The 20,632-nt window shown below is 70.4% G+C and carries 19 protein-coding genes and 6 pseudogenes; 5 read left to right on the top strand and 20 right to left on the bottom strand.

Annotated features, from left to right (window positions below; genetic code table 11):
* Positions 1–192: 192 nt before the first annotated feature.
* Positions 193–1,230 (top strand): GlcNAc-transferase family protein, encoded by a 1,038-nt coding sequence (locus HK415_RS19850; RefSeq protein WP_171562243.1) that lies wholly within the window; start codon positions 193–195, stop codon positions 1,228–1,230.
* Here the strand turns inward: HK415_RS19850 and HK415_RS19845 are convergent.
* The 3 genes and pseudogenes from HK415_RS19845 to tsaB form a co-directional block, all read right to left on the bottom strand.
* Positions 1,130–2,095: a uracil-DNA glycosylase gene (locus HK415_RS19845; protein WP_507236455.1), complete on the bottom strand. Its 966-nt coding sequence runs from the start codon at positions 2,093–2,095 to the stop codon at positions 1,130–1,132. The genes HK415_RS19850 and HK415_RS19845 overlap by 101 nt on opposite strands.
* Positions 1,996–2,346: pseudogene (gene rimI / locus HK415_RS19840) on the bottom strand (ribosomal protein S18-alanine N-acetyltransferase); the annotation flags it as partial. The pseudogene rimI and the gene HK415_RS19845, both read right to left, overlap by 100 nt.
* A 38-nt stretch (positions 2,347–2,384) precedes the next feature.
* Positions 2,385–3,107, bottom strand: a complete 723-nt coding sequence (gene tsaB, locus HK415_RS19835) for a tRNA (adenosine(37)-N6)-threonylcarbamoyltransferase complex dimerization subunit type 1 TsaB (protein ID WP_171562238.1) — start codon at positions 3,105–3,107, stop codon at positions 2,385–2,387.
* Between the two features lie 56 nt (positions 3,108–3,163).
* Between tsaB and dacB the strand changes: the two genes are divergently transcribed.
* Both dacB and HK415_RS19825 read left to right on the top strand, forming a co-directional pair.
* Complete coding sequence (gene dacB / locus HK415_RS19830; protein ID WP_171562236.1) at positions 3,164–4,552, top strand: D-alanyl-D-alanine carboxypeptidase/D-alanyl-D-alanine endopeptidase; 1,389 nt, start codon at positions 3,164–3,166, stop codon at positions 4,550–4,552.
* Positions 4,531–4,821, top strand: a complete 291-nt coding sequence (locus tag HK415_RS19825) for a SemiSWEET transporter (RefSeq protein ID WP_216369834.1) — start codon at positions 4,531–4,533, stop codon at positions 4,819–4,821. The genes dacB and HK415_RS19825 overlap by 22 nt, the downstream gene beginning before the upstream one ends.
* A gap of 23 nt (positions 4,822–4,844) precedes the next feature.
* Here HK415_RS19825 and HK415_RS25570 read toward each other — a convergent pair whose 3' ends face one another.
* The 5 genes and pseudogenes from HK415_RS25570 to purE form a co-directional block, all read right to left on the bottom strand.
* Positions 4,845–5,228, bottom strand: coding sequence for an SGNH/GDSL hydrolase family protein (locus HK415_RS25570; protein ID WP_171562232.1), 384 nt, complete (start codon positions 5,226–5,228; stop codon positions 4,845–4,847).
* Entirely contained in the window at positions 5,213–5,839 is a 627-nt protein-coding gene (locus tag HK415_RS25565; protein ID WP_171562231.1) for an SGNH/GDSL hydrolase family protein, read from the bottom strand. The genes HK415_RS25570 and HK415_RS25565 overlap by 16 nt, the downstream gene beginning before the upstream one ends.
* A 69-nt stretch (positions 5,840–5,908) precedes the next feature.
* Positions 5,909–6,897, bottom strand: a pseudogene (locus HK415_RS19810) (L-threonylcarbamoyladenylate synthase).
* Between the two features lie 2 nt (positions 6,898–6,899).
* On the bottom strand, positions 6,900–8,057 hold the full coding sequence (locus HK415_RS19805) for a 5-(carboxyamino)imidazole ribonucleotide synthase (protein WP_171562229.1): 1,158 nt from the start codon (positions 8,055–8,057) through the stop codon (positions 6,900–6,902).
* Entirely contained in the window at positions 8,054–8,554 is a 501-nt protein-coding gene (purE, locus tag HK415_RS19800; RefSeq protein WP_171562227.1) for a 5-(carboxyamino)imidazole ribonucleotide mutase, read from the bottom strand. The genes HK415_RS19805 and purE overlap by 4 nt, the downstream gene beginning before the upstream one ends.
* A gap of 57 nt (positions 8,555–8,611) precedes the next feature.
* On the opposite strand from purE, the pseudogene trxA reads away from it, so the two are divergent.
* Positions 8,612–9,492: pseudogene (gene trxA, locus HK415_RS19795) on the top strand (thioredoxin).
* 96 nt (positions 9,493–9,588) lie between these two features.
* On the opposite strand, the gene HK415_RS25970 reads toward trxA, so the two are convergent.
* The 5 genes and pseudogenes from HK415_RS25970 to pyk all read right to left on the bottom strand — a co-directional run bounded on the left by HK415_RS25970 (position 9,589) and on the right by pyk (position 13,699).
* Complete coding sequence (locus tag HK415_RS25970; RefSeq protein ID WP_256373068.1) at positions 9,589–9,717, bottom strand: hypothetical protein; 129 nt, start codon at positions 9,715–9,717, stop codon at positions 9,589–9,591.
* Positions 9,675–10,016 (bottom strand): hypothetical protein, encoded by a 342-nt coding sequence (locus tag HK415_RS19790; RefSeq protein ID WP_171562225.1) that lies wholly within the window; start codon positions 10,014–10,016, stop codon positions 9,675–9,677. Before HK415_RS19790 ends, HK415_RS25970 begins: the two co-directional genes overlap by 43 nt.
* Before the next feature lie 51 nt (positions 10,017–10,067).
* A pseudogene (locus tag HK415_RS19785) lies at positions 10,068–10,972 on the bottom strand (phosphoribosylaminoimidazolesuccinocarboxamide synthase).
* A 66-nt stretch (positions 10,973–11,038) separates the two neighbouring features.
* Positions 11,039–12,103: a class II fructose-bisphosphate aldolase gene (gene fba, locus HK415_RS19780; protein ID WP_171562223.1), complete on the bottom strand. Its 1,065-nt coding sequence runs from the start codon at positions 12,101–12,103 to the stop codon at positions 11,039–11,041.
* A gap of 161 nt (positions 12,104–12,264) precedes the next feature.
* Positions 12,265–13,699: pseudogene (gene pyk, locus HK415_RS19775) on the bottom strand (pyruvate kinase).
* Between the two features lie 176 nt (positions 13,700–13,875).
* Between pyk and HK415_RS19770 the strand changes: the two are divergent.
* Positions 13,876–14,913 (top strand): fatty acid desaturase, encoded by a 1,038-nt coding sequence (locus tag HK415_RS19770; RefSeq protein WP_171562221.1) that lies wholly within the window; start codon positions 13,876–13,878, stop codon positions 14,911–14,913.
* 1 nt (position 14,914) lies between these two features.
* On the opposite strand, the gene HK415_RS19765 is transcribed toward HK415_RS19770, so the two are convergent.
* From HK415_RS19765 to def, 7 genes and pseudogenes are all read right to left on the bottom strand, one after another.
* Positions 14,915–15,553, bottom strand: a complete 639-nt coding sequence (locus tag HK415_RS19765) for a hypothetical protein (RefSeq protein ID WP_171562219.1) — start codon at positions 15,551–15,553, stop codon at positions 14,915–14,917.
* 124 nt (positions 15,554–15,677) lie between these two features.
* Positions 15,678–16,876: pseudogene (locus HK415_RS19760) on the bottom strand (phosphoglycerate kinase).
* A 62-nt stretch (positions 16,877–16,938) separates the two neighbouring features.
* A complete protein-coding gene (locus HK415_RS19755; protein WP_171562217.1) occupies positions 16,939–17,277 on the bottom strand; it encodes an AzlD domain-containing protein in 339 nt (112 codons plus the stop codon).
* On the bottom strand, positions 17,274–18,011 hold the full coding sequence (locus tag HK415_RS19750; protein WP_171562215.1) for an AzlC family ABC transporter permease: 738 nt from the start codon (positions 18,009–18,011) through the stop codon (positions 17,274–17,276). The genes HK415_RS19755 and HK415_RS19750 overlap by 4 nt, the downstream gene beginning before the upstream one ends.
* Positions 18,011–18,970, bottom strand: coding sequence for a methionyl-tRNA formyltransferase (gene fmt, locus HK415_RS19745; RefSeq protein WP_171562213.1), 960 nt, complete (start codon positions 18,968–18,970; stop codon positions 18,011–18,013). The genes HK415_RS19750 and fmt overlap by 1 nt, the downstream gene beginning before the upstream one ends.
* Positions 18,970–19,464, bottom strand: a complete 495-nt coding sequence (locus HK415_RS19740) for a hypothetical protein (RefSeq protein WP_171562211.1) — start codon at positions 19,462–19,464, stop codon at positions 18,970–18,972. The genes fmt and HK415_RS19740 overlap by 1 nt, the downstream gene beginning before the upstream one ends.
* An 11-nt stretch (positions 19,465–19,475) precedes the next feature.
* The gene (def, locus tag HK415_RS19735) at positions 19,476–19,988 is read right to left on the bottom strand and encodes a peptide deformylase (protein ID WP_171562209.1); all 513 of its coding nucleotides are present in this window, start codon (positions 19,986–19,988) and stop codon (positions 19,476–19,478) included.
* Between the last annotated feature and the right edge of the window lie 644 nt (positions 19,989–20,632).

Here is a 20,632-nt window from a genome sequence, read left to right as displayed (position 1 = left end):
CCTGCCTGTGGGCGGGTGCGCTGGCCCCCTCGAGATCGGGCGACGGTAGCACAGCGTTACAAGGCGGGCAATGCACCGCCGGGGAGAGGCGGGCACCGTCACGCGCGCGGCCGCCATCGCCGCGGCATACGTCACGGTCGACCGCGCCGGCGGCCCTGTGGCGCGGTTGATAACATGACGTGACAAAGTGCCATGCGCATCTTCCTCAGCATCGCCTCCTACTGCGACCCCGTGCTGCCCTTCACGCTGGCGCGCGCGGTCGCGACGGCCAGCGCGCCGCAGCGGCTGCATTTCGCCGTCGTCGACCAGTCGCCCGCCGGCAGCGAACGCCTTGCCGCGCCGGGGCCGGCCCGCCTGACGCAGGTGCAGGTCGACCTGCGCGACGCGCGCGGGCCGTGCTGGGCGCGCGCGCTGGCGATGACGCTGCACGACGGCGAGGAGTGGTTCCTGCAGCTGGACTCGCACATGGACTTCGACCCGGGATGGGACGAGCGCCTGGTCGCGCAGGCGATGGCGCTGGGCGCGCCGCAGCGGCGGCTGGTGCTGACCTCCTACCCCAATGCCTTCGTGTTCGAGCAGGGCCAGGTGGTGCGGCGCCCCACCACCAGCGGCGTGCTGGCGCAGGTGGTGCGGCCGGGGGCGCAGTTCGACCCCGCGCACCCGGTGCTGCCCTTCGAGGCGCACCCGGTGGAGAGCACGCAGGCGATGCCTGCCTTCCACTGCGGCGCCGGCTGCCTGTTCGCGCCCGGCGCGATCGTGCAGGACCTGCCCTACGACCCCTGGCTGTACTTCCACGGCGAGGAGCAGGCGCTGACGCTGCGCCTGTACACGCACGGCTGGGACCTGTTCCACGTGCCGGGCCTGCCGATCCACCACCTGTACAACGATCCCGATGCCGGCGCGCCGCCGCGCCCGCTGCACTGGGAACCCGCGCACGAGGCGCAGCGCGAGGTGAGCTGGTGGTCGCACGAGCAGCGCTCGCGCGCGCGGCTCGCGTCCCTGGTGGCGGGGAGGACCTCGGCGTGTACGGCCTGGGCACGCGACGCACGCTGGCGGACTTCGCCGCCTTCAGCGGCATCGACTACGCGGCGCGCACGCTCGCACCGTCCGCCTACATGCCGCGCCTGCCCTAGGACGCTTCGCGCAGCACCGCCTGCGCCAGGCACAGGTCGGCCCAGGCCTTGGCCTTGTCCGGCAGGTTGCGCAGCAGGTAGGCGGGGTGGTAGGTGACGACCACCGGCACGTCGTGGTAGCGGTGCACGCGCCCGCGCAGGCGGCCGATCGGCTCGTTGGTCTGCAGCAGGGTCTGCACCGCGAAGCGGCCGACCGCCAGGATGATCTTGGGCCGCAGCAGCTCCACCTGCCGGCGCAGGAAGGGCTCGCACTGCGCGATCTCCTCCGGTTCCGGGTTGCGGTTGCCCGGCGGCCGGCACTTCAGCACGTTCGCGATGTAGACGCGCTCGCGGCGCGACAGGCTCAGCGCGGCCAGCATGTTGTCCAGCAGCTTGCCGGCCTGGCCGACGAAGGGCTCGCCCTGCAGGTCCTCGTTCTCGCCCGGCGCCTCGCCCACCACCAGCCAGTCGGCCTGCTGGTCGCCCACGCCGAACACGGTGTTGGTGCGGCCCTCGCACAGCTTGCACGCCTGGCAGACGGCCACTGCCTGCTTGAGCGCGTCCCACTCCATCCGCTCGATGCCGGGGATGCGCTCGCGCGGTCCCGTGGCCGGAACGGGGGCGCGCGCTTGGGCCACGGGCTGCGGCGCTTGCACGACCGCGGGCCGAGGCTGCGCGGCGGCAGGCACTTCGCGTGCCGACAGGACAGGCGCGATGTCCTCCTCGGGAAGGAAGGCGTTTTCCGGGGCGAACACCCGGACCCCCATTTCCTCCAGCATGGCGCGCTGGCGCGCGTCGAGCTGCAGGCTCATAGCTTGTAGCTCATGACGATGGCGTCTTCGCGCGTGCCCTGGTCGGCCGGGTAGTAGTGCTTGCGCTCGCCCACCCGCCGGTAGCCGTAGCGCAGGTAGACCTGCTGCGCCCGCTTGTTGCTGGTGCGCACTTCCAGCCACAGCCACTGCGAGCGCTGCGAGCGCGCCCACAAGGCCAGGGCGTCCAGCAGCACGCGGCCCCAGCCCTGGCCCTGGTGCTCGGGCTCGACCGTGATGTTGAGCAGGTGCACTTCATCCACGCCCTGCATGGCCACGAAATAACCGACGATCGCGTCGCCCACGCACAGCAGCTGCGCCTGGTAGCCGGAACGCAGCGAGTCGATGAAGTTGCCGCGCGTCCACGGGTGGGCATAGGCGCGGCGCTCGATGGCGACCACCTCGTCCAGGCGGGACTCGGTCATGGGCTCGAAGCCCGCTTCCATGGACTTGAAGACTGCGCTCATCGGGGCTCCACGGTGGACTTGCCAAGCAGCAGGTCCTTGCGCGCGCGGTCGGCCGCGCGCTCCTCGGTAGTTTGCGCTACTTTGTCCCGGATGTAGAGCGGCAGGGCTTCTGCCGCCGGGTGCGAGCCGGTGCCGGCCAGCAGCCGGGGCGCCAGGCGCAGCAAGGCGCCGGCCGTCGGCAGGACGGCGATCCGGGCGCCGCCGGTCGGGAGGCGTTCGCCGTGCAGTGCGAAGACGTTGCCCGCCAGCGCCCAGCCGGGTGGCAGGTCCACGGATTCGGGGCGACCCAGGGCGGGCGGCTGGCGCGTCGTCCAGGCCCCGTCCTGGTACTCGTAGGCGGCGAAATACACCTCGTCCATGCGGGCATCGAGCAGGGCCACGATACGGTTCTCGCCGCTGGCGGCGCGCGCTTCCTCGGCCACCGCCAGCAAGGTGTCCACCGCCAGCACCGGCACGCCGGTGCCGAAGCCGAGCCCCTGCGCCACCGCCGCCGCGGTGCGCAGGCCGGTGAAGGAGCCCGGGCCGCGGCCGAACGCGATCGCATCCAGCTCCCCCAGCGCCAGGCCGGCGCGCGCCAGCAGGGCCTCGATCTCCGGGATCAGCGCCGCCGAGGCCAGCGCGCCGCCCGGACCGGTGTATTCCAGGGCGGGCGCACCGGCACCGGCACTGGCCGCGATGGACAGGGTTTCGGTGCTGGTGTCGAAGGCGAGGAGTTTCATGCGGCGCGGGCGGAACCCGCCATTATCGAAGGTCCGGCCATCCCATAATGGCGCGCATGCCGCGCTGGATCCGCCTTGCCCTCTGCCTGCTCGCCTGGGCCCCGGGCGCGGTCCTCGCCCAGGCGCTGCCGGCCGCCGTGGAGGCCGTGCTGGCTGAACAGGGCCTGCCGCGCGACGCGGTGGTGATGCTGGTCGCGCCGGCCGAGGGCGGCACGGCCCGCGTCGCCCACCGCGTCGACACCCCCGTCAACCCGGCGTCGGTGATCAAGCTGGCCACCACCTATGCCGCCCTGGACCTGCTGGGCCCCACCTTCGCGTGGACCACGCCCGTCTATTTCGACGGGCCGGTGCGCATGGGCGTGCTGCAGGGCAACCTGGTCATCAAGGGACAGGGCGATCCCAAGCTGGTGAGCGAGCGGCTCTGGCTGCTGCTGCAGCGGGTGCGCGGCATGGGCGTGCACACCATCACCGGCGACATCGTCCTGGACCGCAGCGCCTTCACGCTGCCGCCGCACGATCCCGCCGCCTTCGACGGCCTGCCGCTGCGCCCCTACAACGCGGGTGCCGACGCGCTGCTGGTCAACTTCAAGACCGTGACCGTGACGCTCACGCCCGACGGGACGCGCGCCCAGGTGCGGGCGGAGCCGGCGCTGGCCGGCGTGCAGTGGCCGGCCTCGGTGCCGCTGTCGGCGGAGCCATGCGGCGACTGGATCACCGGCCTGGCGGCGGACTTCAGCAACCCCGGCAACGTGCGCTTTGCCGGCAGCTTCCCGCGCGCGTGCGGCGAGCAGGTCTGGCAGGTCGCCTTCCCCGACGCCGCGGGCTATGCGGCGCGCTCCGTGGGTGCGATGTGGCGCGAGGTCGGCGGCCACCTGCGCGGCGAAGTGCGCGACGGCAGCGCGCCGGCGGGAGCGAAACCCGCGTTCGAATTCAGCTCGCCGCCGCTGGCCGAAGTGATCCGCGACATCAACAAGTTCAGCAACAACGTGATGGCGCAGCAGGTGTTCCTGACCCTGAGCCTGCAGCAGCGCGGCACCGGCAGCCTGGAGGGCTCGCGCGAGGTGCTGCGCAACTGGTGGCGCGAGCGCTTCGGCGGCGAGCCGCCGGTGACCGAGAACGGCTCGGGCCTCTCGCGCAACGAGGTGGTGACGGCGCGCCAGCTCGCGCAATTGCTGCAGGCCGCGTGGGTGTCGCCGCTGATGCCCGACCTGGTGGCTTCGCTGCCCGCGCTCGGCCTCGACGGCACGCTGCGGCGCCAGCGCCAGAACGTGGGCCTGGCGCACCTGAAGACCGGCAGCCTGAACGAGGTGTCCGGCGTGGCCGGCTACGTGCACGGCGTGCAGGGCCGCCGCTACGTGCTGGTGGCGATCGCCAACCACCGCCGGGCCTCGGGCATCCGGCCGGCCGTGCAGGCGCTGGTCGAATGGACGGCGCGCCAACCCTGAGGACTAAGCTTCCCGTGACCTTGCATGAACTGGTCGGCTATGGCGCCGCCATCCTCACCACCCTGAGCTTCGTGCCGCAGGCCTGGCTGACCTTCCGCACGCGCGACGTGCGCGGGATCTCGCTCGGGATGTACAGCGTGTTCACCGTGGGCGTGGCCCTGTGGCTCCTGTACGGATGGATGATGGGCGCGTGGCCGATCGTCATCGCCAATGCGGTGACGCTGGCCCTCGCCAGCGTCATCCTCACCATGAAAGTGCGCTACGGCTGAGGGGCATCGCGGCCCCCAGCGGTTTACCAGCGCTCGCGCAGGCGCGTGGTGACCAGGTCGCCGAGCAGCTGCTGCCCGCGCGGCGTGAAGTACACGCGGTCGGCGAACAGCCAGCGGCCGTAGTCGATGCCGGCCTGCAGGGTGGACGGCGTGCAGTTGCGCGAATTCACCTGGCCGGTCCCGGTGCCGATCCCGGCGCCCGCGTCGACCGAGGTGCAGGCCACGCCGGTCACGTTGTCGAGGGCGTTGCCGCCCGGATTGGCGACGATCTGCATGAAGTAGGACGCCGTTTCGACATAGAGCACCGAGCTGCCCAGGTCCGCCAGCTCGATCTTGAGCCGGTCGTTGAAGGCACGCGGCTGGTTCTGGTCGGTGCGCGCGGAAACGCTGCTCAGTCGCTGCAGCAAGTCGGCGGCGGTCGGCCCCCGCCGAGTGCCCAGGGCGTGATGGCCAGGTTGCGCACGCCCGCGATCACCACGTGGCGCGCGCCCGCGTCCACGATCCGGCGCACCTGCAGGGCCAGGTCGCGCGCGGCCTGGTCCACGTTGACTTCCGCCTGGTCGACGGTGATGGCGCCGTCCAGCGCGGCCTTCGCCTGCACGATGATGTCGGACGTGCCGGCGCTCACCAGCACGAGGTCGTTGGCGCCGAAGGTGTTGGCGGCGAGGAAGGTGTCGACCTGTTCCCGCACCGTCATCGTCGCGGTCGAACCGCCGGCATCGGGCTCGAGCACGATGCGGGCATTGCCGGTGGCGAAGCCCAGCCCGCCGGCGGACTGCGCGGTGAGCGTCTTGCCGTAGGCCGCGGCCACGAGCTGCGTCCAGATGTTCACCGTGTTGTCGTTCACCGTGTACCGCCCGCCGGTCTGGCCGACGTCGCCCTCGGCATCGCCGAAGGCAACGACGCGCTCGGGGACGAACTTCGATTCGATGCTGTCGCCACCACCGCATGCCGCCAGCAGCGCGGCCGACGCGAACGCGGCCACCAGCCACGCGCGGCGCAACCACTGAGTTGCCATGAATTCTCTCCGGATGAAACGCGCGAGTTTAACGAGCGTGGGTTAACCGCAGGTAACGCAGGGCCGGGATCAACCGGCGGCGGCGCGGCGCAGGCGGTCGCGCACGCCCTCCCACTCCGGCGTGTCGGGAGGCGACTCGACCCAGATGAGCTTGACTCGGGCGGCATCAAAATCGCGCAGCACGGCGAACAGCTGGCGCGCCGTTTCCACCGCGTCGTCCGGCATGCGGCGGTAATGCGGGCTGCGCGTGCGCACCGGCGTGCGCGCGTACACCGCGATCGCGGCGGCGTCGGGCCCCAGCAGGTCCAGCGCGGTCTGCAGGCTCCGGCCGTCCATGAGCCGCACCTTGGCGTCGGGCGCGTAGTGCGACTCCAGCGTGCCCGAGGCGCGCGGCGCCGCACCGGGCAGTTCTTCCGGCAGCCACAGGCGTTCGCCGCAGGCGGCTTCGATCTGCGCGCGCGTGAGCGTCCCCGGCCGCAGCAGCACCGGCACGCCGCGCGTGCAGTCGACGATGGCCGATTCGATGCCGACCGGCGTCGCACCGCCATCGAGCACGAGCAGCTCGGATCGAATTCGGAAGCCACGTGCGCCGCGGTCGTGGGACTGACGCGCCCGAAACGGTTGGCGCTCGGTCCGGCCACGCCATGCACCGGCGGCTGCGCCTGAGCGCACGCCAGCAGCAGCGCGTGCGCCACCGGGTGCGCGGGGCAGCGCAGGCCGATCGAGTCCTGGCCACCGGCAGCGGCACGCGCCATGTCGGCACGGCGCGGCAGGATCAGCGTGAGCGGGCCGGGCCAGAAGGCCTGCATCAGGCGCTGGGCCACCGGCGGCACGGAAGCGGCGAAGCGCTGCGCCGCTGCCGCATCGGCCACGTGCACGATCAGCGGATGGTCGCTCGGGCGTCCCTTGGCCACGAAGATGCCGGCCACGGCCTGTTCGTTGCCGGCGTCGGCGCCCAGGCCGTAGACGGTTTCGGTGGGGAAGGCGACCAGGCCGCCGGCGGCGAGCACCTGCGCCGCCTGCGCCACGCAGCTGTCCTGTCGGCCGTCGAGGATCATGGCTAGAAGGGGTCTATGCCCAGGCACTGCGCGGCCTGCAGCGCCGTCGCGCGCACCGCTTCCAGGCTCGGACCGGTGACGGTCAGGTGGCCCATCTTGCGGCCCGGGCGCGCGCTGAGCTTGCCGTACAGGTGCAAGTGGGTGCCCGGCAGCGCCAGCACGCCGGCCCAGTCGGGCGTGAGCTCCCGGCCCGCTTCGCGGAACCACAGGTCGCCCAGCAGGTTCAGCATGATCGCGGGGCTGTGCTGGCGCGGCTGCACCAGCGGCAGGCCGGCCAGCGTGCGCACCTGCAGCTCGAACTGCGAGACGTCGGCACCCTCGATGCTCCAGTGGCCGCTGTTGTGCGGCCGCGGCGCCATCTCGTTGACGACCAGCGAGCCGTCCTCCAGGCCGAAGAACTCGACGCACAGCACGCCGACGTAATCCAGGCCCTGCGCGATGGCACGGGTGGCGGCGACCGCCTGCTGCGCCTGCGCGGGGGCGATGCATTGTTCGTGCACCTCGGTCACCGCCAGGATGCCGTTGCGGTGCAGGTTGCGCTGCACCGGCAGGTGCACCATGGCGCCGTCGCGGCCGCGCGCGACCACCACCGAGCATTCGAAGGCCAGCGGCAGCATCTTTTCCAGCACGCAGTCGGTGCGGCCGAGGTTCTGCCAGGCGGCGCGCAGTTCCGCGCGCGTGGCGACGCGGGCCTGGCCCTTGCCGTCGTAGCCCAGGCGCGAGGTCTTCAGGATGCCGGGCAGCAGATCGTCGCCGGCACGCGCGATGTCTTCCTCGCTGGTGATGGCCGCATAGGGCGCGCAACGCACGCCGCAGCGCGTGAAGTGCGCCTTCTCCTCGGTGCGGTCCTGCGCGATGGCCACGGCCTTCGCGCCCGGCGCCACCGGCCGGTGTTCGGCCAGCCGCGCCATCGCGCCGGCGGGCACGTTCTCGAACTCGGTGGTGATCGCCTCGGCGTGGCCCGAGAGCTGGGCCAGGCCGAGCTCGTCGAGGTAGTCCGCGCGCACGTGGTGGTGGCTCACGCGGCCGGCGGGGCTGTTCTCGTCCGGGTCGAGCACGGCGGTGAAGTAGCCCATGCGCTGCGCGGCATGAACGAACATGCGCCCGAGCTGGCCGCCGCCCATCACGCCCAGCGTGGCGCCCGGCAGCAGGGACTTCATGCCGGGGCCTGCGGCGGCAGCGTCATGGCGCGCGCCGCCTCGGTCTGGCGGGTGCGGAAGACGTCCAGCTTCGCGCGCAGGGCCGGATCGTTCACCGCCAGCATGGCGACGGCGAACAGCGCCGCGTTGGCGGCCCCCGCAGCGCCGATGGCGAAGGTGGCCACCGGAATGCCCTTGGGCATCTGCACGATGCTGTGCAGGGAATCCACGCCCTGCAGGTGGCGGCTGGCGACCGGCACGCCCAGCACCGGCACCGTGGTCTTGGCGGCCAGCATGCCCGGCAGGTGGGCCGCCCCGCCCGCGCCGGCGATGATGGCTTGCAGGCCGCGCCCGGCGGCGGCCTCGGCATAGGCGAACATGTCGTCCGGCATGCGGTGCGCCGAGACGACCCTGGCTTCATGGGCAATGCCGAATTCCTGGAGAATCTGCACCGCGTGCTGCAGGGTGTCCCAGTCGCTGCTGGACCCCATCACGACCCCGACGGACACGGCGCTCATGTTCATAGAATTGATAAGAAGCACCAAATTTTACTTTGCCGAGCAGAGGGAGCCGGAATGATCGACATCACCATCGAAAACTTCGAACAGGAGGTGGTCACCGCCTCCCTGAGCCAGCCGGTCCTGGTCGATTTCTGGGCGCCCTGGTGCGGGCCCTGCAAGGCGATCGGCCCGATCCTGGAAAAGCTGGAAACCGAGTACGGCGGCGCCTTCAAGCTGGCCAAGATCAACTCGGACGAGGAGCAGCAGCGGCCGGCGCCTTCGGCATCAAGAGCATCCCCACGGTGGTGCTGATGAAGAACGGCCAGCCGGTGGACGGCTTCATGGGCGCGGTGCCGGAAGGCAAGGTGCGCGAATTCCTGGACAAGCACGTGCAGGCGCTGGCCGGCGAGGAAGAGCCGCAGGCGGAAGAGCCGGAAGCCCTGGATCCCGCAGTCCAGCTCGAGCGCCTGCAGCATGCGGTGGCCACCGACCCGGCCAACGACGACGCGCGCTTCGACTACGTGAAGGCCCTGCTGGCCGCGGGCCGCGAGCCGGAGGCCCGCCGCGCCTTCGAGCCGGTGGCCAGCAAGGCGGGGACCTCGCGCAGGCTCGATGCGCTGGCGCGCTGGCTGGACGCGATCGCCTTCGCGAAATCGCACCCGAACCCGGCCGACGAGGACGCGAAGATCGCCGCCAACCGGCGCGACTTCCAGGCCCGGTTCGACCGGGCGCGCCTCCTGATCGCGCAGCAGCGCTGGACGGCGGCGATGGACGAACTGCTGGAGATCCTGATGCGCGACAAGGCCTGGAGCGAGGACCTCGCCCGCAAGACCTACATCGCGATCCTGGAGATCATCGAGCCGCCGAAGGTGAAGGTGGCCGAAGGGCAGATCCCGCCGGACGATCCGACGGTGGCGACCTACCGCCGGCGCTTGTCGTCGGTGGTGCTTTCCTGAGGGGATGTCGCGGTTGGCCTGCGGGCTCACCACGACCTACAGGCTGGCTTCGTAGGTCGTGGTGAGCGGCGCAGCCCGAACCGCGACGCCAGCAGACTACCGGCTGATCATCACCACGCGTTGCGCCGGAACGCGCACGCGCAGCTCGACCAGTTCGCCGCCGGTGCGCAGTTTCGGGTAGCTCACGCCTTCCACGTCCACCACGCCGCGGGCGAGCGCCGGCACCTGGGTCTTCTGGCCGCGCGGCTCGCCGTCGGCGCGCTGGCCAGCGGCTGGTCTCCGTTGCAGCGCGACAGCAGCGCGGGGCGCGCCAGGCGCGCCTGGCTCACCGCCGACACCAGCTGCTTGCTGGCGCCGTTCACGGCTTGCCCGTGGGCGCCCAGCAGCTGGACGCCGGCAAAGCGCGGCGCCCACTGGCCCTGGTCGTTCAGGCGGCCGGCCAGGATGCACTGCGCGTCGGATTGGGCGAACGCCGGCGCAGCCAGGGCCGCGGCGGCGACGAGGAGGAGGTGCTTGGCATTCATCGGGCCAGCATAGCGCGCGGCGCAGGCGCGCGGCCGGCCCTTTACACGCGGCTACGACACCAGGCGGTCGAGCGCTTCGCGGTACTTGGCGGCGGTCTTTTCGATCACGTCCTTGGGCAGGCGCGGCGCGGGCGGCGTCTTGTCCCAGGGATGGCCGTCGACCTTGACGCCCTCCAGCCAGTCGCGCACGAACTGCTTGTCGTAGCTCGGCGGGTTCTCGCCCCTGGCGAACGCGGCCTGGTAGCCTTCCACCGGCCAGTAGCGCGAGGAATCCGGCGTCAGCACCTCGTCCATCAGCACCACCTGGCCCTGGTCGTCCAGGCCGAACTCGAACTTGGTGTCCGCGATGATCAGGCCCTTGGTCAGCGCGAAGTCGGCCGCTTCCTTGTAGAGGCGGATGCTCAGGTCGCGGATCTTCGCCGCGTGGGCGGCGCCGATCATCTGCACGACGCGTTCGTAGCTCACGTTTTCGTCGTGGCCGGAGGTGGCCTTGGCCGCCGGCGTGAAGATCGGCTCGGGCAGCTTCGAAGCGTTCTTCAGGCCCGCCGGCAGCGGCACGCCGCACACCGATTGCGTCTCCTGGTACTCCTTCCAGCCGCTGCCGGCCAGGTAGCCGCGCACCACCGCTTCCACCATGATCGGCTGCAGGCGCCTGACCAGCATGGCGCGGCCCTGGACCTGCGGCACCTCAGCGCGCGTCACCACCGATTCGGGCGCTTCGCCGGTCAGGTGGTTGGGCAGACGTGTCCCAGCTTCGCGAACCAGAACAGCGCCATCTTGGTGAGGATCTCGCCCTTGCCCGGGATGGGCTCGCCCATGATCACGTCGAAGGCCGACAGCCGGTCGCTCGCCACCATGAGGATGCGGTCCTGGCCGACCGCGTAGTTGTCGCGCACCTTGCCGCGGGCAAGCAGCGGCAGCGAGGTGATGTTGGAGGTGTGGAGGGCGGCGGTCATGCAGGGGCTCGAAAGACGACGGCCCGCGATGCGCGGGCCGTGCATTATCGCAAGCGCGCCTGACGGTCAGTTCACCGTCTGGGCCAGCTCGCCCTTGGCGTACCTGGTGGCCACCACCTGCAGCGATTCGCCCTTGATCTTGCCGGCCTGGCCTTCGCAGCCGAACTCGATGTAGCGCTGCTTGCAGATCTGTTTCGCCGCTTCGCGCGCCGGCTTCATCCACTCGCGCATGTCGAACTTGTCCGGGTTCTCCGCCAGGAACTTGCGCACCGCGCCCGTCATCGCCAGGCGGATGTCGGTGTCGATGTTGATCTTGCGCACGCCGTGCTTGATCGCTTCCTGGATCTCCTCCACCGGCACGCCGTAGGTTTCCTTCATGTTGCCGCCGTACTGGCGGATGATCGCCAGCAGGTCCTGCGGCACGGAGGACGAGCCGTGCATCACCAGGTGCGTGTTGGGGATGCGCCGGTGGATCTCCTTGATGCGGTCGATCGCCAGGATGTCGCCGGTGGGCTTGCGGGTGAACTTGTAGGCGCCGTGGCTGGTGCCGATGGCGATGGCCAGTGCATCCAGCTGCGTCTTCTTCACGAAGTCGGCGGCCTGCTCCGGGTCGGTCAGCAGCTGCTCGCGCGTCATCGTGGAATCGGTGCCGTGGCCGTCTTCCTTGTCGCCGCGCATGGTCTCCAGCGAGCCCAGGCAACCGAGCTCGCCCTCCACCGTCACGCCCAGCTTGTGCGCCATGTCCACCACCTTGCGGGTGACGTCCACGTTGTAGTCGTAGCTGGCGATGGTCTTGCCGTCGCCTTCCAGCGAGCCGTCCATCATGACCGAGGAGAAGCCCAGGTCCATGGCGCCCTTGCACACGTCCGGGTTCTGGCCGTGGTCCTGGTGCATCACCAGCGGGATCTTCGGGTAGGCCTCGACGGCCGCCTGGATCAGGTGCTTGATGAAGGACTCGCCCGCGTACTTGCGGGCGCCGGCGCTGGCTTGCAGGATGACGGGCGCGCCCGTCTCCTTGGCCGCCTCCATGACGGCCTGCACCTGTTCGAGGTTGTTGACGTTGAAGGCGGGAATCCCGTAGCCGTTCGCGGCGGCGTGGTCCAGCAGTTCGCGCATGGAGACGATGGGCATGGCAGTTCCTGGGGAGGTACGACGGAGGGGGCGGCACGGTCGACGTAACCGCGCGGTAACTGCGCCGAATTCTAGCCTCCTCGTCATTCCCGCGGAGGCGGGAATCCAGGGCACCGGAGAGGGCGCCTTGGGTCCCCGCCTGCGCGGGGGATGACGGATCCTTACGCCGCCCGCACGATCTTCAGCATGTTGGTGCCGCCGGGCGCGCCCATGGGCTCGCCGCAGGTGATCGCGTAGATGTCGCCGGAGGCGACGATGCCGCGCTTCTTCAGGTGCGCCTCGGCTTCCGCCAGCGCGGTGTCGCGCTCGGCGCTCTGGTCCATCAGCAGCGGCGTGACGTTGCGGTACAGCGCCATGCGGCGCTGCGTCGCCTGCTTGGGCGTGAGCGCATAGATGGGGATGTGGATGCGGTGCCGGCTCATCCACAGCGCGGTGGAGCCCGAGTCGGTCAGCGCGACGATCGCCTTGCAGCCCAGGTGGTAGGCGGTGAACAGCGCGCCCATCGCGATCGACTGGTCGATGCGCGAGAAGGCCATGCCGGTGAAGTCGGCATCCAGCCGCACGTCCTCGGCCATCTCGGCCTCGGCGCAGATGTTGGCCATCTGCTGCACCACTTCCACCGGGTACTTGCCGGTCGCCGTCTCGGCGCTGGTCATCACGGCGTCGGTGCCATCGAGCACCGCGTTGGCCACGTCGCTCACTTCGGCGCGGGTGGGCACCGGCGCGGAGATCATCGACTCCATCATCTGGGTGGCGGTGATCACCACCTTGTCGTGCTCGCGCGCCAGCCGGATCATGCGTTTCTGCAGGGCGGGGACGGCGGCGTTGCCGACTTCCACCGCGAGGTCGCCGCGCGCCACCATGATGGCGTCGCTGGCCTTGAGGATCGCCTCCAGGTTGGGGATCGCCTCGGCGCGCTCGATCTTGGCGATCAGCGCCGGCTTGTGGCGGAATTCCGCGGCCGCCACGTTGCACAGCTGGCGCGCCATCTCCATGTCGGTGGCGTTCTTGGGGAAGCTCACCGCCACGTAGTCGGCCTGGAAGGCCATCGCCGTGCGGATGTCCTCCATGTCCTTGGCGGTCAGCGCCGGCGCGGTCAGGCCGCCGCCGTGCTTGTTGATGCCCTTGTTGTTGGACAGCGCGCCCCCAAGCTTCACGGTCGTGCGGATCTGGTCGCCCTTGACCGAGTCCACCACCAGCACGATCAGTCCGTCGTTCAGCAGCAGCGAGTCGCCCGGCTTCACGTCGCGCGGCAGCTCGCTTGTAGTCCAGGCCCACGGCGTGGATGTCGCCCGGCTCCGTGCGGCCCGCGTCCAGCACGAACTTCGCGCCCGCCTCCAGCATCACCTTGCCTTCGGCGAACTTGCCCACGCGGATCTTGGGACCCTGCAGGTCGGCCATGATGGCCACCTCGCGGCCAGCGGCCTGGCTGGCCTTGCGCACCAGTTCGGCCCGCGCGATGTGGTCCTGCGCGGTGCCGTGGCTGAAGTTCAGGCGCACCACGTTGACGCCGGCGCGGATCATCCGCTCCAGGACGGCGGGTTCGCTGGAAGCGGGGCCCAGGGTGACGACGATCTTGGTGGCGCGACGGGCCATGAAGGGACTTCTCCGTGTAATTTAGTTTCGGATTCTCACACGGAAGCGGTTACGGGCGGGTTACCAACACGGGCCGGGCCGGTCCAGTTGATGAAGATCAGCCGGGCTGGTGCTCGCGGGACCTAGCATGGCCGGTTCATGTCGATCACCTCCGCTCCCATCCCCCGTCCGCGGCCATGCCGCACCGCAAGGAGATCCGCCAGTGGCTGCTGCCGCTGTCGGCCCGCGCCACGGTCTATCCGATCGCCCTGCTGGCGTTCGACTACGCGCTGCTGCTGGCGGCGCTGGCGGGCGCCGTGCTGCTTCAGGCCTGGTGGGCCAACCTGCTGTGCGGCCTGGCGGCCGGTTTCGTGATCGGCCGCCTGTTCATCATCGGCCACGATGCCTGCCACCAGAGCCTCACGCCCAACCGGCGCCTGAACCACTGGCTGGGCCGCATCGCCTTCCTGCCCTCGCTCACGCCCTACAGCCTGTGGGAAGTGGGGCATAACGTGGTGCACCACGGCTACACCAACTTGAAGGGCTTCGACTTCGTGTGGGCGCCGTGCACCCCGCAGGAGTACGCCGCGCTCACGCCGGCCGGCCAGCGCCTCGACCGCATCTACCGCAGCGGCTGGGGCCCGGGCCTGTACTACATGGTGGAGATCTGGTGGAAGCGCATGTTCTTCCCCACGCGCAAGCAGATGCCGACGCGCCGGCCGGTGTTCCTGTGGGACAACCTGCTGGTGTCGGGCTTCGCGCTCCTGTGGGTCGCGGCGCTGGCGCTCGTCGCGCACTTCACCGGGCGCGAGCTACTGCCCGTGCTGCTCACCGGCTTCGTCGTGCCCTTCCTGTTCTGGTGCGCCATGATCGGCTTCGTGGTGTACGTGCACCACACGCACACGGCGGTGCACTGGCACGACGAGCGCGGCGAGTGGTCGCGCTCGCAGCCCTTCGTCTCCACCACGGTGCACCTGACCTTCCCCTTCGGCATCGGCGGCGCCATGCACCACATCATGGAGCACACGGCGCACCACGTGGACATGACCATCCCCCTGTACCGGCTGAAGGATGCGCAGGGCAAGCTGGAACACATGCTGCCCGGGCGGATCGTGGTGCAGCCCTTCTCCTGGCGCTGGTACTTCGACACCGCGCGCCGCTGCAAGCTGTATGACTTCGATCGGCGCTGCTGGACGGACTACGCGGGGAACGCGACCAGCCCGTCCGCCTCCTAGCTCAGGTCAGCCCCAGCCCCGCGAAGGTACTGAGCTGCGCGTTCCCCCGCGGCGGCAGCGTCAGCGACGCCGCCGTCATGCAGTCGCCCTCGTACTCGGTGGTCACCATCCAGTGCGACATGCCGACGATGTCCTCCTGCAGCAGCGCGAAGGTTTCCGGCGCGATGCGGATGGTGCCGGGCGAGGCCATGGCCGTGACCGCCTCGGCGCGGTCCACGGCCTCGCCGACCAGCACGCGCAGCACGCGGCCTTCCAGCTGCAGGCAGGCCAGCGTGCAGTCGCCCGACACCAGCCCCACCTGGAAGCGCAGGTCGCAGATCATGTTCTGCATCTCGCGGGCCATGTCCAGCGCCGCCTGCGGGTCGTCGAAACGCACCAGCGCGGTGGACTGCGGGCACGGGTCGAGCTCGCCGCCGTGGGTGGCGGCCAGGAAGGACAGCTCGGACTGCAGGTCGCCGCCGGCGCCCCAGGACGGCACCTGCGCCGCGGCGCACAGGAAGGTGCCGCGCGCGGGCGCGAACTGCATCACCTCCTGGTGCGGCCGCAGGAACAGCTTGCGCCAGGCACCCGGCGACAGGGTGCGCAGCACGCGCGTGGACAGCGCGTCGAGCACCAGGGACGCGTTCTCGTTGGACTGCATGGACTCCTCACGACGTCGTTGTTGTGAGGGCAGTGTCCCGGCCGCGACCGTCGGGCACAAGTCGTAAACATATGTAAGCGGCTGAGGGCATTGGCCTAACCGCAAGCGCTTACAGGGTTTCCGCTCAGGCGCCCGCGGCGCGCTTCTCCAGGATCTCCAGCGCCGGCAGCGTCTTGCCTTCCAGCACTTCCAGGAAGGCGCCGCCGCCGGTGGAGATGTAACCCACGTCCTGCTCGATGCCGTACTTGGCGATCGCCGCCAGCGTGTCGCCGCCGCCGGCGATGCTGAAGGCGGGCGAGTCGGCGATCGCGCGGGCGATCACCTCGGTGCCCTTGGCGAAGGCGTCGAACTCGAACACGCCCACCGGCCCGTTCCAGACGATGGTGCCGGCCGACTTGAAAGCTGCTGCGCGAGCTTCTGGGCGGTCTGGGGGCCGATGTCCAGGATCAGGTCGTCGGCGGCGACGTCCTTGGCGGCCTTGACCGTCGCGGGCGCATCGGCCGCGAAGGCCTTGGCCACCACCACGTCGGTGGGGATAGGCACTTCGGCGCCGCGCGCCTTCATGGCCTTGATCACCGCCTGCGCTTCGTGCACCAGGTCGGCCTCGGCCAGCGACTTGCCGATCGGCAGGCCGGCGGCCAGCAGGAAGGTGTTGGCGATGCCGCCGCCCACGATCAGCTGGTCCACGTTCTTCGCCAGCGACTGCAGGATGGTCAGCTTGGTCGACACCTTGGAGCCGGCGACGATGGCCACCAAGGGCCGCTTCGGGTTGGCCAGCGCCTTGGTGATGGCGTCGATCTCGGCGGCCAGCAGCGGGCCGGCGCAAGCCACCTTGGCGTACTGCGCGATGCCGTAGGTGGTGGCCTCGGCGCGGTGGGCGGTGCCGAAGGCGTCGTTCACGTAGATGTCGCACAGGGCGGCCATCTTCTGCGCGAGCTCGGGGTTGTTCTTCTTCTCGCCCTTGTTCACGCGGCAGTTCTCCAGCAGCACGACCTCGCCCTGCTGCACGTCCACGCCACCGAGCCAGTCCTGCTTGAGCGTGACCGGACGGCCGATCAGCTCCGACAGGCGCCTGGCCACCGGTGCCAGCGAGTCCTCGGGCTTGAGCTCGCCTTCGGTGGGACGCCCCAGGTGCGAGGTCACCATGACGGCCGCGCCGCCGGCCAGCGCCATCTGGATGCAGGGCACGGAAGCGCGGATGCGCGTGTCCTCGGTGATGTTGCCGGCCTCGTCCTGCGGCACGTTCAGGTCGGCCCGGATGAAGACGCGGCGGCCGCGGGCGCGGCCCTGGTCGCACAGATCGGAAAAGCGCAGGACGTTCATGACAGCTTCTGTTCGTGGGAGGGGAAAACCTCCCATTCTAGGAAGCCCCTGCTACGCGCGGCTTACCAGCCCAGGGCGAGGTGCAGCGGCAGATAGACGGCCATGCCCAGCAGCAGCGTCAGCAGCACGCTGCGCCGCCAGAAGTACACCGCGGCGCCGGCCAGCGCGGCGAACAGGCGCGCATCCTGCCAGGTGGCGACCAGCTGGCCGTTGCTCATCACGACCTCGGGCACGACCACCCCCGCGAGCGCGGCCACCGGCGCGTACTGCAGCGCGCGGTGCGCCCACGCGGGCAGCGTCCACGGCCGGTCGAGGATGAAGAAGAAGCAGCGCGTGAGCACCGTGATGCCGGCCAGGCCGGCGATCACGAACAGCGTCCAGAAATCGGTCGCGCCCCTCATGCGGTGCGCCCCCGCGGCGCGGGCCGCGTGCGCCCTTCCAGCCAGAAGCAGGCGAGCACGGCGACCGCGATGGCCGCCACGATGTTCAGCTTGAAGGGCAGGCTGTAGGCGGCGACGGCCGCCGCGCCCGCGACCAGCGCGGCCAGCACGCGCAGCCGCGTGTTGGCCAGCGAGCACAGCACGCCCACCAGGCACAGCACGCCCGCGAAGCCCAGGCCCCAGGCGCTCGGGATCGCGTTGCCCAGCGCCACGCCGGCCAGGCTGGCGCCGGTCCACGCCACCCAGGTCACGAAGTAGTTGCCGGCCAGGAAGGACTCCTGCGCGAGGCGCGCGGGCGCGTCGGCGCCCGGTTGCGGAAAGCGCGCGGTGAAGACGGCGTAGCTCAGGTCCGCGGTGAGGAAGCCGTTGACCAGCCGCCGCCACCGCGGCAGGTGCATGAGGTAGGTGCGCAGGTGCAGGCTGAAGACCACGAAGCGCAGGTTCACGCAGAAGCCGGTGGCCCAGATCACCCAGGCCGGCGCGCCGGCCACGATCAGCGGAATCGCGGCCAGTTGCGAGCTGCCGGCATATACCAGCAGCGTCATGGCCACCGCCTCGATCACGCTCATGCCGGACTTCACCATCGCCACGCCCGTCATCAGCCCCCAGGCGGCGATGCCGGGCGCGACCGAAGCCGTGGCCTTCATGCCTTCCCGGAACTCGGGATGGCGGTGGATGGCGCGCAGGAAGAACATCAGGCCTCGAAGCGCATGCCCGCGGCCAGCGGGAAGCCGCGCAGGAAGTCGGCGGCCGGCAGGCGCTTGCCGCCGGCACGCTGCAGCTCGGTGATCTCCAGCCGGCTGCCGTCGCCGCAGGCCACGCCCACGCCGTGGTCGTCGATCGCGACGATGGTGCCGGCCGCCGCCGTGCCGCGGCCCGGAACGGCCTGCGCCCGCCAGAGCTTCACCGTCTCGCCGTTCACCTGGGCCGAGGCACCGGGGAAGGGATCGAAGGCGCGGATGCGACGTGCGAGGACCTCGCCGGGCTGCGACCAGTCGATCGCCGCTTCCACCTTCTCGATCTTGTGCGCGTAGGTCACGCCTTCTGCCGGCTGCCGCTGCGGACGCAGCCCGCCGCAGGCGGCCAGCTCCAGCGCCTCCACGACCATGCGGCCGCCCAGTGCGGCCAGCTTGTCGTGCAGCGTCGCGGTGGTGTCGTCCGGCGCGATCGCCACGCGTTCCATCAGCAGCATGTCGCCGGTGTCGAGGCCGGCATCCATCTGCATGATGGTCACGCCGGTCTCGCGGTCCCCCGCTTCGATCGCGCGGTGGATCGGCGCGGCGCCGCGCCAGCGAGGCAGCAGCGAGGCATGGATGTTCAGGCAGCCCAGGCGCGGCAGGTCCAGCACCCATTGCGGCAGGATCAGGCCGTAGGCGGCGACCACCATCACGTCGGCCTTCGCCGCGACCAGCGCGGCGCGTGCCGCCGCTGCGTCGTCGGGATACTTGCCGTCGAGGCGCAGGCTGCGCGGCTGCGCCACCGCGATGCCGTGCTCCAGCGCGAACTGCTTGACCGGCGACGGCTGCAGCTTCATGCCGCGACCGGCCGGGCGATCCGGCTGCGTGAGCACCAGGGGAAGGGTGAAGCCGGCGGCGGCCAGCCGCTCCAGCGCCGCCCGCGCGAATTCGGGCGTGCCCGCGAAAACGACCCGCATTACTCGCGGGCGTCCCGGTCGTTGCGGAATTCCATGCCCGGATGGGCCCGCTGCACCACGCCCTGCGGATCGACGTAGACCCAATAGAACATGTCGGCGTTGCCCAGGTCGCGCCAGCGGTAGGTCAGGATCGAGCCGCGGAAGCTGGAGACGCCGTCCACGCGCGCCGGCGGGCCGAACTCGCGCTGCACGTCGGCGACGGTCCAGCGGCCCGGTTCGATGCGGGCGAATTCCGTTTCGGTCAGCACCTGCCGGCTGCGCACCACGCGGCCGCTGGCATCGAGGTCCACCATGAAGGCCTGCTGCCCCATCGGCTGCAGCGTGTACTGCATGCGCTGGCCGCCGTTCGGCAGCGGCAGCACGGCGAACGGCTGGCCGGCGCTGGCGAGCACCTGCTCGCGGGTGCTGCCTGGCGCGATGTTCGCGGTGTTCCAGGGATGTGCGCAGGCTGCCAGCAGCAAGGCCGGTGCGAGCAGGGCGAGCAGGGTGCGCATGGCGGTCTCCTTCACACCCGCTCGGTGTCGCGGCGGGCCTTGAGCATCTTGGTCTTGATCCGGTTGCGCTTCAGGGGCGAGAGGTATTCCACGAACACCTTGCCCATCAGGTGGTCCATCTCGTGCTGGATGCACACCGCCAGCATGCCTTCGGCGGCGAGTTCACGCGACTGGCCGTCGCCGTCGAGCGCGCGCACCTTGATCGAGGTGGAACGCTCCACGCCGTCGTAGATGCCGGGCACCGACAGGCAGCCTTCGTCGCCGACCTGCTTTTCCTCGCTGGCCCAGGTGATCTCGGGATTGATCAGGACCAGGGGCTGGTTGCGCTCCTGCGAGGTGTCGATCACGACCAGCCGCTCGTGCACGTTGACCTGCGTCGCGGCCAGCCCGATGCCGTCGGCGTCGTACATGGTTTCGAGCATGTCGGTGATCAGCGCGCGGATGCGCGCGTCCACTGCCTGCACCGGTTTTGCCACCGTATGCAGGCGCGGATCGGGGTACGTAAGGATTGGAAGGAGTGCCATGGGCGACAGGTGGAGCTCTTGTCGCTATTTTCGCCACTTTTGCCGTTGCGATCAGCCCACATAGGCAATAAACATTGCCCGATCAAGGACTTGAAGCCAGAATCGGCAGCAACTTGTCAAGAGCGGACGAAAACCAGATGGCTCCAACCAAGGCAGCTTTTGGCCTGGCAACCCGCACGATCGCAGCTTGCGCCGCGCTGATCGTGGGAGGGGGTTGGCAGGCACGGCCAGTGCGCAGAACTTCCCCATCACGCCGGCACAGCGTTCGACCGCGGAGCAGGTCGCGTCCGCGGGCGTGCCGCTCTCCGAGCTCGCACCTGACGCGCCAGACACCTATACGGTCAAGTCCGGCGACACGCTCTGGGCCATCTCCGGCAAGTTCCTCAAGAGCCCGTGGCGCTGGCCCGAGCTCTGGGGCATGAACATGGAAGACGTGCGCAACCCGCACCGCATCTACCCCGGACAGACGCTCTACCTGGAAAAGATCGGCGGCCTGGCGCGCCTGCGCTTCGGCCAACCGCCCGCCGGCGCCGACACGCAGACCGTGCGCGTCTCGCCGCGCACCCGCATGGCGGGACTGGTGGACATGTCGATCCCGACGCTGCCGCCGCACATCATCGAGCCCTTCCTGAACGAGGCGATCA

The organism is Ramlibacter montanisoli, assembly GCF_013087525.1.
GTDB classification, from domain to species: Bacteria; Pseudomonadota; Gammaproteobacteria; order Burkholderiales; family Burkholderiaceae_C; genus Ramlibacter; species Ramlibacter montanisoli.
This window is presented reverse-complemented; position numbering and strand designations above follow the sequence as displayed.

Coding starts and splice junctions, on each gene's coding strand:
- HK415_RS19805 (WP_171562229.1), bottom strand. CDS start 8,057: ATGAAGTCCCTGCTGCCGGGCGCCACGCTGGGCGTGATGGGCGGCGGC.
- HK415_RS19740 (WP_171562211.1), bottom strand. CDS start 19,464: ATGCGCACCCTGCTCGCCCTGCTCGCACCGGCCTTGCTGCTGGCAGCC.
- fba (WP_171562223.1), bottom strand. CDS start 12,103: ATGCCCATCGTCTCCATGCGCGAACTGCTGGACCACGCCGCCGCGAAC.
- HK415_RS25565 (WP_171562231.1), bottom strand. CDS start 5,839: ATGGCAACTCAGTGGTTGCGCCGCGCGTGGCTGGTGGCCGCGTTCGCG.
- HK415_RS19770 (WP_171562221.1), top strand. CDS start 13,876: ATGCCGCACCGCAAGGAGATCCGCCAGTGGCTGCTGCCGCTGTCGGCC.
- HK415_RS19790 (WP_171562225.1), bottom strand. CDS start 10,016: ATGAATGCCAAGCACCTCCTCCTCGTCGCCGCCGCGGCCCTGGCTGCG.
- HK415_RS19850 (WP_171562243.1), top strand. CDS start 193: ATGCGCATCTTCCTCAGCATCGCCTCCTACTGCGACCCCGTGCTGCCC.
- HK415_RS19755 (WP_171562217.1), bottom strand. CDS start 17,277: ATGAGGGGCGCGACCGATTTCTGGACGCTGTTCGTGATCGCCGGCCTG.
- purE (WP_171562227.1), bottom strand. CDS start 8,554: ATGAGCGCCGTGTCCGTCGGGGTCGTGATGGGGTCCAGCAGCGACTGG.
- def (WP_171562209.1), bottom strand. CDS start 19,988: ATGGCACTCCTTCCAATCCTTACGTACCCCGATCCGCGCCTGCATACG.
- HK415_RS19825 (WP_216369834.1), top strand. CDS start 4,531: ATGGACGGCGCGCCAACCCTGAGGACTAAGCTTCCCGTGACCTTGCAT.
- fmt (WP_171562213.1), bottom strand. CDS start 18,970: ATGCGGGTCGTTTTCGCGGGCACGCCCGAATTCGCGCGGGCGGCGCTG.
- HK415_RS19765 (WP_171562219.1), bottom strand. CDS start 15,553: ATGCAGTCCAACGAGAACGCGTCCCTGGTGCTCGACGCGCTGTCCACG.
- dacB (WP_171562236.1), top strand. CDS start 3,164: ATGCCGCGCTGGATCCGCCTTGCCCTCTGCCTGCTCGCCTGGGCCCCG.
- HK415_RS19750 (WP_171562215.1), bottom strand. CDS start 18,011: ATGTTCTTCCTGCGCGCCATCCACCGCCATCCCGAGTTCCGGGAAGGC.
- tsaB (WP_171562238.1), bottom strand. CDS start 3,107: ATGAAACTCCTCGCCTTCGACACCAGCACCGAAACCCTGTCCATCGCG.